The sequence below is a fragment of the Thiorhodovibrio frisius genome (assembly GCF_033954835.1).
In the GTDB taxonomy this organism is placed as follows: domain Bacteria; phylum Pseudomonadota; class Gammaproteobacteria; order Chromatiales; family Chromatiaceae; genus Thiorhodovibrio; species Thiorhodovibrio frisius.
In genome coordinates, this window is sequence record NZ_CP121471.1 from 5,031,302 (window position 1) to 5,043,926 (window position 12,625).

11 protein-coding genes are annotated in these 12,625 nt (G+C 60.2%); 3 read left to right on the forward strand and 8 right to left on the reverse strand.

The window, feature by feature from the left end; genetic code table 11:
- The first annotated feature begins 84 nt into the window (after positions 1-84).
- A complete protein-coding gene (gene sbcB / locus Thiofri_RS22925) occupies positions 85-1,563 on the forward strand; it encodes an exodeoxyribonuclease I (RefSeq protein WP_009148819.1) in 1,479 nt (492 codons plus the stop codon).
- Positions 1,564-1,635: 72 nt separating this feature from the next.
- Here sbcB and Thiofri_RS22930 read toward each other — a convergent pair whose 3' ends face one another.
- From Thiofri_RS22930 to Thiofri_RS22965, 8 genes are all read right to left on the reverse strand, one after another.
- A complete protein-coding gene (locus Thiofri_RS22930; RefSeq protein WP_009148820.1) occupies positions 1,636-2,745 on the reverse strand; it encodes a protein-glutamate methylesterase/protein-glutamine glutaminase in 1,110 nt (369 codons plus the stop codon).
- 60 nt (positions 2,746-2,805) lie between these two features.
- Complete coding sequence (locus tag Thiofri_RS22935; RefSeq protein WP_009148822.1) at positions 2,806-3,411, reverse strand: chemotaxis protein CheD; 606 nt, start codon at positions 3,409-3,411, stop codon at positions 2,806-2,808.
- Between the two features lie 38 nt (positions 3,412-3,449).
- Positions 3,450-4,316, reverse strand: a complete 867-nt coding sequence (locus Thiofri_RS22940) for a CheR family methyltransferase (protein ID WP_009148823.1) — start codon at positions 4,314-4,316, stop codon at positions 3,450-3,452.
- The gene (locus tag Thiofri_RS22945) at positions 4,303-4,860 is read right to left on the reverse strand and encodes a chemotaxis protein CheW (protein ID WP_009148825.1); all 558 of its coding nucleotides are present in this window, start codon (positions 4,858-4,860) and stop codon (positions 4,303-4,305) included. Before Thiofri_RS22945 ends, Thiofri_RS22940 begins: the two co-directional genes overlap by 14 nt.
- 12 nt (positions 4,861-4,872) lie before the next feature.
- The gene (locus Thiofri_RS22950) at positions 4,873-6,831 is read right to left on the reverse strand and encodes a HAMP domain-containing methyl-accepting chemotaxis protein (RefSeq protein WP_009148826.1); all 1,959 of its coding nucleotides are present in this window, start codon (positions 6,829-6,831) and stop codon (positions 4,873-4,875) included.
- Positions 6,832-6,955: 124 nt separating this feature from the next.
- Complete coding sequence (locus tag Thiofri_RS22955) at positions 6,956-9,190, reverse strand: chemotaxis protein CheA (protein WP_009148828.1); 2,235 nt, start codon at positions 9,188-9,190, stop codon at positions 6,956-6,958.
- Positions 9,187-9,510, reverse strand: a complete 324-nt coding sequence (locus tag Thiofri_RS22960) for an STAS domain-containing protein (RefSeq protein WP_009148829.1) — start codon at positions 9,508-9,510, stop codon at positions 9,187-9,189. The genes Thiofri_RS22955 and Thiofri_RS22960 overlap by 4 nt, the downstream gene beginning before the upstream one ends.
- A gap of 371 nt (positions 9,511-9,881) precedes the next feature.
- Positions 9,882-10,250, reverse strand: a complete 369-nt coding sequence (locus tag Thiofri_RS22965) for a response regulator (RefSeq protein WP_009148831.1) — start codon at positions 10,248-10,250, stop codon at positions 9,882-9,884.
- A gap of 654 nt (positions 10,251-10,904) precedes the next feature.
- Here Thiofri_RS22965 and Thiofri_RS22970 point away from each other — a divergent pair.
- Both Thiofri_RS22970 and Thiofri_RS22975 read left to right on the forward strand, forming a co-directional pair.
- Positions 10,905-11,777, forward strand: a complete 873-nt coding sequence (locus Thiofri_RS22970) for a metal ABC transporter solute-binding protein, Zn/Mn family (protein WP_143741884.1) — start codon at positions 10,905-10,907, stop codon at positions 11,775-11,777.
- A gap of 23 nt (positions 11,778-11,800) precedes the next feature.
- Positions 11,801-12,580, forward strand: coding sequence for a metal ABC transporter ATP-binding protein (locus tag Thiofri_RS22975; protein WP_009148835.1), 780 nt, complete (start codon positions 11,801-11,803; stop codon positions 12,578-12,580).
- Positions 12,581-12,625 lie beyond the last annotated feature (45 nt).

Sequence of the window (12,625 nt, forward strand, 5' to 3'; positions counted from 1 at the left end):
GCTCCAGCAATGGCGGCCAGTCAGGCTTAAGGGTCCCAGGTCGCTTGCGCTGGCGCCATTGCGGCTTCCAGTCCGGCATCCAGCGTGCCACTGCCAGAGACCTTCTACTGGCACGATTACGAAACCTGGGGTTCCGACCCCCGGCGTGATCGCCCCTGCCAGTTCGCCGGACTGCGTACCGATGCGCAGCTGAACGAACTCGGCCCAGCCGAGCCACCGCTGGTGCGCTACTGCCAACCGGCGGATGACTTTCTACCCGCTCCAGACGCCTGCCTGGTCACCGGCATCACCCCGCAACTGGCCGCGCAGCAGGGCGTCAGCGAGACCGCTTTTGCCGCCGACATCCAGCAGCAATTCGCTCGTCCGGGCACCTGCTCGGTTGGCTACAACAGCATCCGCTTCGACGAGGAAGTCACGCGCTCCCTCTTTTATCGCAATTTCCTCGATCCCTATGGGCACAGCTGGCGCGACGGCACCTCGCGCTGGGATCTGATCGACCTGGTCCGTCTTGCCCATGCCTTGCGCCCCGAGGGGATCGAATGGCCCCGGCATCCGGGCGGAGCGACGTCCTTCCGGCTTGAGCATCTCACCGCAGCCAACGGCATCGCACACCAGGGCGCCCACGACGCCCTGGCCGATGTGCGCGCCACCTTGGCGCTGGCGAGGCTGTTGCGTGACGCCCAGCCGAGGCTATTTCACTATGGCCTTGAGCTGCGCGACAAGGAGCGGGTGCGCGAGCTGCTCAAACCCGGCCAGCCGGTGCTGCATGTCTCCTCCAGATATCCCGCTGAGCGCGGCTGTATCGCGCCAGTCATGGTAGTAGCGCCCACGAGCGCCGAAGACCGCAGTGGTGTCATCTTGTGGGATCTGCGCGAAGACCCCGCCGAGCTGTTTGCACTCGAGGTTGCAGAGATACGCGAACGCGTCTTCACCCGCGCTGAGGATTTGCCGCCTGGTATCAGGCGCCTGCCGCTTAAGAAGCTGCGCCTGAATGCCTCGCCCATGGTCGCGCCACTGTCAACCCTGCGCGCGGACGCAGCCGAGCGATGGTTGATCGATCCCACCCAAGTCAAGCAACGCTGGCAGGCATTTCATGCCAATGCCGAGGCTGTAGCACGGGTAGCAGAGAGGGTGCGCGCGGCCTTTGCACGACATGGTTTGGATGCGGCTCAAGATCCTGACCACGCGCTTTACGCCGGCTTTTTCCCGCCCGCGGATCAGCGCCTAATGGGGCGGGTGCGGGCCATGTCACCGGCGGAGCTGGCGGGAGCGCGGCTTAAGTTTCAGGACCCGCGACTGCCTGTCTTGCTATTTCGCTATCGGGCGCGCAACTGGCCTGATAGCCTGAGCCCGACGGAGCGCGCGACCTGGGATGCATGGCGCATACGACAGCTAGCAGACGAATCCAGCGGCTGCGGTCCGAGCCTGCGTCAGTATCGCCAGCGTATTCGGGAACTCCGCGACGAGCATCGCGGCAATGCCGCGACCGAACAGCTGCTCAATGCGCTGGAAAACTGGCCGCGCGAGATTGGCGTACCAGATTCAGTCACCAGATCAATGTGATATCCAGCTCAGTCTGATCCCCAGTTCAGTCTGACGCCCTGTTCAATGGGATGGCCGGTTCAGATGCCCGGTTCAACGTGCCCCATGGTGAAGATAGGCCGCCCGAGAGGGTGCCTTGACGATAATCCCGGGGATGGCGGAAATGCCGACGATGGCATCGACGCCGCCGAGTTTGACTGCCTCTTTCGGCATGCCGTAGACCACACAGCTGGCCTCGTCCTGGGCGATGGTCAGGGCGCCGGCCTCGTGCATTTCCAGCATGCCACGGGCACCGTCGTCGCCCATGCCGGTCATAATGATGCCAATGGCATTTGGGCCGGCCGACTGCGAGGCTGAGCGAAACAGTACATCCACCGACGGGCGATGGCGGCTGACCAGTGGCCCGCCCTTGACCTCGGCTACATACTGAGCACCACTGCGGCGCAGCAGCATGTGAGAGGTGCCCGGGGCGATCAGCGCCTGGCCAGCAATCACCCGGTCGCCGCTCTTGGCCTCGCGCACATGAATTTGGCACAAGCTGTCGAGGCGCTCGGCAAAAGCAGCGGTGAAGGCCCCCGGCATGTGCTGCACCACCACAATGCCCGGTGCCGTACGCGGCAAGCGTGTGAGCACATACTCAAGCGCCTGGGTGCCGCCGGTCGAGGTACCAATGGCAATAACCCGGTCGGTCGTGGTTGCGAGCGGTTTGAAGGCGCGATCAGCGACGACAGAATCCGCGGCCAACTTGGGCGTGGGCTTGAGCGTCGCCGCTGCCGAGCCCCCGTGACGCGTGACTTTATCCATGCGAGCATGGCTGGCACCGCGAATTGCATCGCCGAGTTGGGTCTTGGATTCTTCCAAAAACTGGCGCAGGCCCACCGTGGGTTTGGTGATGATGTCCACCGCGCCAGCGCTCATGGCCTGCATGGTGATCTCAGCACCCTTGCCAGCCAGCGTGGAACAGATGATCACGGGCGTCGGACGCTCTTTCATCAATTGCCGCAGGAAGGTCAGCCCATCCATGCGCGGCATTTCGATGTCGAGCACAATGACATCAGGCCAACCTTTCTCGAATGCTTTGTGCGCGAAAATTGGGTCGCGCGCGGAGCCGATCACTTCAATGCCGGTCAGCGTATTGAGCTGCTCGGTCAGCACCTGCCGGACGACAGCAGAGTCGTCAACGATAAACACCTTAATGGTCATGCGAAGGTTGCTCCTTTAATGAGGGTCTGGAGCACCAGAATCATGTGCATTTGCATTGAATTACCAGAACTCGACGCTGCTTTTCTCGTGTTGATGTTTGAGTTCCTTGTCAAAGTATTGCTTTTCTTCAGTCAGTATGCGGCTGGCGCGCTTAATAGGAATGCGTCTTAAGTACACCGAAAAATCGCTACTCTCGAAACGAATCTGTCGGCCCATGTCGCCGCCAAAGTCCTGCGCAACTAGGGGAATACGATCCTGGGCCAGAAAACGCTGGACGAAATCGATATTGATCTTGCCAATGCTGAAACGATCCGGCAATTCATTCAGCCGCGTGGCGAGCACATTGCCGCCGCCAAAGGCCTTGGCACGCAGATTGGCGCGACGAGCGCCAATTTTCAGCATGTCGTTGATCAGCAACTCCATGGCGCCGAGACCATAGCGCCCGGCATCCGAGGCCAGCGGGGCCTCCTGGCTCGGGTGGCGCGTGGCGAGCAGAAAATGATTCATGCCAACCACGCGCGTTACCGGGTCGTACAGACAGACCGAGACACAAGAACCGAGCAGGGTCGAGAGCACAATGGGGTTGCGCGACACATGATACTCTCCGGCGTGAATCACGCGCTTTTCAATCGGTTTCTTGTGCGCGGGGGATGTTGCTGCGTTCATGCGGAGCAGAATGAATAAGCATGCGATCAGGCAAGAAACTAATGCACCGGCTTGCGAAAGATCGAGGGCCCAATGGTGGTAAGGTCGGTCTTAATGCCGTGCAAGGATTCAACATGGCTGATAAACAGATACCCGCCCGGAGCAATAGAGCGACTCAGGCAGTCGAGCACCAGCTGTTTGGTGGCCACGTCAAAATAAATGAGTACATTGCGCAAAAATACAATCTCGAAGCGCCGGCCATCATCCCGGGGCTTTTTCAGATTGCGTTCCTCAAAGCGGGTGCGCGACTTGAGCTTGGGACTAACCAGCAGATTGCCCGCCTGCGCCCGCACGCCTTTCAGGCAATACTTTGATAGCCATTCGGGCGGGAGATTCTTGGCACGCTCGAGTGGATACATGCCACGTTTGGCGGTAGCCACCACCTGAGAGTTGATGTCGGAGCCGAGAATATCCCAGTCGCTGCGCCCCAGCGTCTCGGCCAGAACCATGGCGAGCGTATAGACTTCCTCGCCGGTCGAACAGGCCGCGCTCCAAAGATGCAGGGTGCGATTGCGATACTGAGGCAGAATCTTGGCACGCAGATAGTCGAAATGCGCGGGTTCCCGATAGAAATAGGTCTCGTTGGTGGTCAGCAGGTCGACCAAACGCCGCCGCTCTTCTTCCTTGCCAGCCTGAGAAATGAGGTCAATATAGGCATCATAGCTGCGCAACCCGTAGTGACGCAGCCGCTTTTGCAAGCGCGAGCTGACCAGTTGCCGCTTGTGCGGGGCGAGGTTAATCCCCGCCTTCTCGTAAATAAACTGGCGGAACCGTTCAAAGGCTTTATCGGAGATTGGGTCGAGTTCGGCCAATGCCTCAATCGCCGGGTTGTCTTGCTTGGCCGTATTGCGATCAGCTCCCCACATTCTGGCCATCCATGCCTGCCCCCTCAACGATCTTTTTCAACGCGGCCAGCTCCTGGATCGACAGCACATTATCGATGGCCAGAATAATCACAAACACATCATCGACCCGACCCATGGCCTCGATGAAGTCGGTGCGGATCTCCGAGCCGAACTCCGGTGCCGGTTTAACATCGTCGCGCGGAATATCAAGGATATTGTTGACTTCATCGACCAACATGCCGAGCACATGACTGTCGCCGTCGCTGTGCGTCTTGACCTCGACCAGCACAACACAGCTGCGCTTGGAGACAGTCAGCGCGCCGCGATTGAGGCGCGCGCCCAGATCGACCACCGGAACCACATTGCCCCTAAGGTTAATGACGCCTCGAATATAGTCCGGCGTCATCGGTACTTGGGTGACTCTGGGCGTCTCGATGATCTCTTGCACGGCATCAATGGACATCGCCAGCCGCTCCTCGGCCACCGAAAAAGTCAGATACTGGGCGGCGTCTTCAGCGACGCCAGTCTGATCGCTGCCGGGCCTCTTGGTTGCGGTAGCTGTCATCGGGTTCTCCGCCTAGAAGCGCTCAAAGTCCTGGGAGTCCAGATCGTCACCGCCACTCGAGAAGCCATCATCGCCACGCGAAGCGGCAGCAGGCTTTGGCGCCGGGGCTTTTTTGGCCGCGGAGCTCTGGCGCTTACCGCCAGCGGAGAGCTTGAAGAAGGCCATGGTCTCCTGCAACTGCGCGGCCTGACCGCTGAGTTCCTCGGCCGTCGCTGCCAACTCCTCAGAGGAGGAGGCATTTTGTTGCGTGGCCTTATCGAGCTGCCCCATGGCCTCGTTGATCTGCCCGATACCCGAGGCTTGCTCGCCGGAGGCAGCGGTAATTTCTTCCACCAACTCGGCGGTTTTGACGATGTTGGGCACCATCTGCTCGAGCACTTTTCCCGCGTCCTCGGCAATGGAGACGCTGTTGGTGGCGAGCTGGTTGATTTCTTGCGCCGTCACGCCGCTGTTCTCAGCGAGCTTGCGCACCTCGGCGGCCACCACAGTGAAGCCCTTACCATGCTCACCGGCGCGCGCGGCCTCGATGGCGGCGTTGAGCGCAAGCAGATTGGTCTTGTAGGCGATCTCCTCGATCATGCCGATTTTGCTGGCGATTTCCTTCATCGCCGCGACCGTGCGGGTGACCGCCTCGCCGCCCTGGCGGGCTTCGTCGGCCGAGCTTCTGGCGATGCCGTTGGTGACCCGAGCGTTCTCGGTGTTTTGCTGCACCGAGGCATTGAGCTGCTCGATGCTGGCAGTGGTTTCCTCGACGCTCGCGGCCTGCTCGGTCGCGCCCTGGCTAAGCGCCTGGGCGGTGGAGCTGACTTCACTAGAGGCGGAACTGAGGTTATCCGCACCGACCCGCACCTCGCCGACAATCTGCTGGAGTTGCTGCACCATGCCGTGCATGTCGCCATAAACACCGCGCAAGCCTTGCTGGTCGAACTCGATGCCGAGATCGCCGTTGGCAACGCGCTTGGTGACATCTGCGATGACGGCAGGGTCCTTGCCCAGTTGTGCCATGACGCCGCGGATGATCAGCCAGGCGATGACGATGCCGAACAACAGGGCAATGGCAGACAGCACTGAGATGATAAAGACAGCGCGCTCGTTGGCGGCCTGGACCTTGGGGCCAAGCTCGTCCATCTCCTTGATGATCGCGACCTTGATCTCATTGAGCAGGGCCGCAAATTCGGGGCCGAGAACGTCGAGCGTGTTGACCACGTGGTCGTTACGCGTGTCGATGGCTGTCACCAGACCGGTGAAGTTCGAAGCATATTCCTTCTCCAGCGTCCGGATATTGGCGAGAATGCTGCGCCGGGTGGGGTTTTGCAGTCCTCGGTCGAGCACGTCGAAAGTCTGCGTCGCCTTTTCCAACTCTTGGCGCACGCGGTCCTGGCTTTCCTTGAGGTTATCATCGACGTATTTCATCACATAGACACGTGCAAGCAGGACGTGGCGCAAGGCCGCAGCCGCATCGCTTGCGGATTCCGGGTCGCCATCGCGCAACGCGGTCTCGAAGATTTCCGTCAGGCCCTGCTCAATTTCCTGTCCGAGCTTGGCCAAGACCTCATTAACCAGGCGGTTGCGGTTGGCCATTTCCACTTCAACCGCTTTGAAGGTCGTAATGTAGGTCTCGATTTGTGTCTGAGCTTCGCGAATCTTTGCTTGGCGCTCGGGATTTTTGATCTGGCCCTCGGCCTCTCCGAGCAGACGCACGGTCTCCTGCGCGTACTGGTGGAACTCGGCCTTGTCCTTGTCGCTGCCCTTGGTGATCAGGAAGTCCTTGACGTTCATGCGGCCCATCAGCATGGCTGCCTGCAACTCGCCTAGAAGGTTCGCGTTTCGGGCTTTGCGGCGATACTCGCCGAAGTCGGTCGAAGCGTTGTTGATAGTGACGTACGCAAACCCGCTCACGATGACGAGCAGGGCCAGGACGATACCGAAGCCAAGAATGAGTTTTTTGGCCATGGTCAAGGAGCTAAGCATCGAATTCTCCGGCTCTAATTAGGAATAACACAGACAAATCATGAAAGGGTTAAGTGTTTAACACCGGGAGCGACTCGGGTTCTGGTAATAGATCCCGCCCAGGCCACCAGTGGTGGCAAACTGACTAGTTGGCAGTTCGCCGATGCGTTTGACCGATATTCGCCAATTCGCCCACGTCCAGAATGAGCGCGATATCGCCGGTACCAAGAATAGTGGCTCCGGCGATACCATGGAGGTTCTCGAACAGGTTGCCAAGGGGCTTGATGACGGTTTGCAGCTCTCCAAGCAGGGTGTCCACGACCAAACCGAGCTTATGATGGCCAAAGCGTACCACCACCAGGCTCTCGCGTGTGGACTTACGTTCGTCAGCATTGCAGCGGAACAGCTCAGTCAGGCGGATAAAGGGCAGCACTTCGCCGCGCAGGTTGACGTAATGCTCGCCATTGCGGTTGGTAGTGGCGGCTGGATCGACCTCCACGCATTCCGACACCTGAGACAGCGGGATCACATATTGTTCCCTACCAGCCCCGACCAAGAAGCCATCGATAATCGCCAGGGTCAGCGGCAGGATGATGGTGATCTTGGTGCCCTTGCCCCTTTCACTTTCAAGCTCCACCGAACCGCGCAGGGCCTCAATGTTGCGCCGCACCACGTCCATGCCCACACCGCGCCCGGACAGGTTGCTGGCGGTATCCTTGGTGGACAGGCCGGGCTCGAAGATCAGTCGCAGAGTTTCCTCATGGCTCAGCACATCCTCGGGCTTGACCATCCCTTTGGCCTCCGCCTTGGCGCGGATGCGTTCGGCGTCAAGGCCGGCACCATCGTCTTTGATCTCAATGACGATATGGCCTGAATCATGAAAGGCATTGCACAGGATGGTACCAGCGGTCGGCTTGCCGGCGCGTTGTCGCTCCTCAGGCAACTCGATGGCATGGTCAATAGCGTTGCGGATCAGATGGGTGAGCGGATCGGTGATTTTTTCAATCAGCGTTTTGTCGAGTTCGGTCTCACCACCAGTGATGACTAGGTCGATCTCCTTGCCAAGATCCTTGCTGGAGTCACGCACCACCCGGCGAAAGCGTGACAGGCTGTCGCCGATCGGCACCATGCGCAATTGCAGGGCGTTGTCGCGGATTTCCTCGACCAAGTAGTCGACGCCATCGACGACCTCTGCCATGTCCTCGATACCATGGCGCTCGACCATCACCCGAATGGCGGCGCTGCTGGTGACCAGCTCGCCAACCAGGTTGATCAGGTGGCCGAGGCGTTCGGCATCGACACGGATAAAGCGGTTTTCATCCTGGCGCTTGCGCGCGGCTTCCTGCGTCTTGACCGCTTGCTCCATCAGCGCCGGTTTGACCGCGCCCTGTTCAACCAGGATCTCACCCAAGGGGCGCTTCTCTGCGGCGGTCTCTTCTTCACTCTCGGTGGGGGCGCCGATCCCTTGCAGGGCGAGACCACGGTCAAGTTCTTGTTGCGTCAGCGCGCCGATCTCGACCAACATCTCGCCGATGCGGCTGATTTGATCGTCCGGCAGGCGATGCAGCATCTCGAGATACTTGTCCTGCGCTGTCTCGGGGGGCAAGATGCGGATGTCGCAGTCATCTTCGGCAAAGTTGAACACATCAGCGATGGCGGCCTTGTCGGCCTCGCTACGGAAACTGATGCGGAAACTCAGGTAGCAGCTCTCGGGGTCGATGTCGGAAGGATTCGGGGGCCAGATCGGGATGGTGGCGACATCGACAATATTGCCGAGCGAGCTTAGATAGCGCAGAAACGACAGTGGGTCCATGCCGTTGCGCAAGGCATCGGGGCCAAAGTCCAGCGCGATGATCCAGGCATCGCTGGCCATCGGCAGATATTTGGGCGCGTCGCTGTCGTCGCTCGCGCTCGCGGCCGCTGGATCTTGTGTTGACGCGCCTTTGGCGGAGCCGCTGGCAGCGGTGCCCGATCCGCCGCCGTTGCGCGCGGCCAGTTTTTCCACCAGCGTGGTGCCAGCTTCGATCAGCGCCGGATCCAACTCCAAGCTCTCTTCGCCATCGCTGGAAACGATGGCTTCGACGAGATTACCGGTATGGTCTCGGCATTCGAACAGAATGCTGACCAGCTGGTCGGTCATAGGTTCGCGCCCGGAGCGGACCTCCTCCATGACCGACTCGATTTCATGGGTGAAATTGACGATGGGCGTGTAGCCAAAAACCCCGCCAGTGCCCTTAATCGTGTGCATGGCGCGGAAAACTGCGTTCAGCGATTCGTTATCGCTGGGGTTGGATTCGAGCGCGAAGAGCGCGTCCTCCATTGTGTGCAGCAGTTCCTCGACTTCCTCGAGAAAAGCTTGCCGGGCGGCATCCATGTTCATGTGCTGGCCTCCGGCTGAGCAGGCGTCGGCACTCCAAAGGTCCGCTTGAGGAACAGCATATTGAGCATATCGTCGACTGTTTCGCTGACACTGGCGATTGAGAACGCAAGCCCATGGGCGTCAGCCTCAGACTGGGCGAACAGCAGCAGTTGCAGTCCAGCGCTGTCAATCTCCGTCACCTGGGACAGATCGAGGTGGATCGGGGAGCGTTGGTCGAGGACTTCTTTCAGCCGCTGAAAGTTGGCTGCCGCACTATAGATGGTCATCTCGCCTTCGTAGACAAGGGTGTCCGCCGAGGGTGTGGGTTGGTCGGTCGTCATGTCGAGCAGCTCCGAAGGCCTATGATCCTTGCAGTGGCTTGGGTCAGCCTCGCCGTTTTGGGGTTCTTCTCATTGTGTCGGTAAGCTCGGCAGACAATCCCGGCTAGTGTGCCCTGGGCCGGTGGTTGACTGGGAGCTTCCCGCTCAGTTAGGGGCTCAGTTAGGCGCTCGAGTCAAACGGAGACCTCGCGAGGCAGCCTCTTGTAAAAGCCTAGTTACAGCATAGACGGTTTTTCGACCTTTACCGCGCCCTTAAGTGGCGCGGGCGCGAAAACAGATCAGGTTCGTCGCTTAATAGCCACAAGCCCGCGATCTGGCTGAGCATCGCCCACCCAGCACGTTCATCAGGCTCGCCAGCCTCACCCTGCCCATCAGGGCAGCACCAGTTTCGAGACCGCGTCAAGCAGCACGGGTGGCTGGAAGGGCTTAACCAGCCAGGCCTTGGCACCGGCAGCTCTGCCTTCCGCTTTCTTCTCCGGCTGGCTTTCCGTGGTCAGCATCATGATCGGCGTGAACTTGTAGGCGTCGAGCTTTTTGACCTCGCGCACCATGGTGATGCCGTCCATGTTGGGCATGTTCACATCGCTGACGATCAGATGCACCTTCTGGCCCTTTAGCTTGGACAGGGCTTCTTTTCCATCCCCGGCTTCGATCACATCGTAGCCAGCGCCTTTGAGCGCGATACAGACGACATTCCGTAACGAGGCGGAATCGTCAACCACCATGATTGTCTTGGCCACTGCAAATATCCTCCCAAGTCAGAAAAATCAGCTTACTCGCGTCTGTTGCAGAATTAGGCCAGCCATGGACCGGGGCGGACCTCCGGTGACCCAGCAATGGTGACGTGCCGCTGGCGCACAAATTCCGCACTGCGTTCTCGTTGTTTAGGTTGATGTCGGTTTGCTATCAGTTGCCGGGCTGCTGTTGCTAGCGCCGGTCTGTGATGATTTGGCTTGTTTGTGCGTTGTTCATGTCCCGCTCATCAGCTGACCTGACCGCCAGTCTGGCTGCTGAGGTTCCCGTCGCTGGCGCGTGATTATACATGCCCGCGATTATACATAGGGGTCAACGAGCAGAAAATATAGCGGGGTGTTCGCATGTTGCCCTGCTGGGGCGCGCGTACCCATGTTCATCTGTTATACAATAACAATTTGCGGGATGCTTTCTCGTACTTTTGCAGATCAGGAGTCCTTGCGGGGGGAGTTGTCGTGATCATCAATCTCAGGCTTCAAGGAGGTTGCATCCGGGCCAGTGTCTTTGCCCTGCCCTCTAGCCCGCCTCCATGCGCTCCGCGCCGGACGCACCAATCGCTGACCTTGGCGCTTCAGCCTTTCGCCCTTCTACCTTTTGCCCTTCTAATAGTCTTGCTAGCTGCCGTCTGGCCTGCCAGCACCATGGCTGAGCCGGCTGCGCGTTTGCGCGTGTTCGCGAGCGTCCTGCCAATCCAATACTTCGCGCAGCGAGTCGGCGGGGATGATGTGGAGGTCGAGGTCATGGTGCTGCCGGGACAAAGTCCGGCCACCTACGAGCCGCGCCCGCAACAGGTCGCGGCCCTGGCGCAGACCGATCTTTACCTGCGCATCGGCGTCCCTTTTGAAGACGCCTGGATGCGCCGCATCCGCACCGCTAATCCGCGCATGGAGGTCCTGGACCTGCGCGACGGCCTTGAGCTGCGCCCGATGGCTGCGCATCACCACAACGACACAGATGCAACCCAGGCTGAGCCGCACGCCGCACCAGAGCACGCGCCCGATCATGAGCATGGTCAGGAACTCGATGCCCACGTCTGGACCAGTCCGCGCCTGGCTCGCCAGATGGCGGTGCGCATTCGCGAGCGCTTCAGCGCGCTTGATCCCGAGCATGCCGATAACTACCGGCAGCATCAGCAGGCCTTCGATCAGGAACTCGCGGCGCTGGATGCGGAGCTTGACGAGCAGCTGCGGGGGCTCAAACAACGCGCCTTTCTGGTTTATCACCCGGCCTGGGGCTATTTTGCCGATGCTTATCAGCTGCAACAGATTCCGGTGGAGTTCGAGGGCAAGGAGCCAGGGGCACGCCAGTTGGCAGCCCTGATCGAACAGGCGCAGGCTCTCGACATTGAGGCCGTGGTGGTACAACCCCAGTTCGACCAGCGCGCAGCCGAGCGGGTGGCGCAAGCCATCGGCGGGCGCCTGGCCAGTGTCGATCCGCTCTCGGTGAATTATGCCGAGAACCTGCGCGCGCTCGCGCGGGTCATTGCCGGTCAGCCAACGGCGGATGACGATTAGCGGTTGGCTGATAGGCAATCACAATGAACACGGCTCCCAAGCTTGAGTCTGAGCCTGAACACAGCGCTGACGCCGAGGTGGTGATTTCCGCGCAGGCATTGTCTTTCTCCTACGATGCCGTGCGCGTACTCGATGCCGTGACGCTGGATGTCAGACGCGGCGAGTTTCTTGGCCTGGTCGGCCCTAATGCCGGTGGAAAAAGCACCCTACTCAAGCTGATTCTTGGCCTACTCGAGCCGACCGCCGGGCGCCTCTGGGTGCTGGGTCAGGCACCCCGCCAAGCGCGACGGCGCATCGGCTATGTACCACAGTACCCGGCCTTCGCGCGCGATTTCCCCATCACCGTGGCCGACGCGGTGCTGATGGGTCGGCTGGGTACCCGGCGACTGATGCTGCGCTATGCGCCCCAGGACCGCGCGGCCGTGACCCGGGCCTTGCGCGAGGTCGAGGCCGAAGACCTCGCCCGCCGTCCCATCGGCAAGCTCTCCGGCGGCCAGTTGCAGCGGGTTCTCCTCGCGCGTGCACTGGTCGGCGAGCCGGAGATTCTGATCCTCGACGAGCCCACCGCGAATATCGACCAGCGCGTGGAAGGGGAGATCTTCGAGCTACTTGCGCAATTGAACGCGCGCATGACCATTCTGGTGGTTTCCCACGACATCGCCTTCATTTCCGGCTATGTCAGCCGAGTCGCCTGTCTTAACCGCACCCTGGTGTGCCATACCACCGGCACGGTCGACGGCCGCGTCATCACCGACCTCTATGGCGAGCGAGTGCGGGGGATTTTGCATGATCACGCATTCTGAACCTAAGGCTCATCGCGAGGCACCACCGCAGAGGATGAAGCTGTT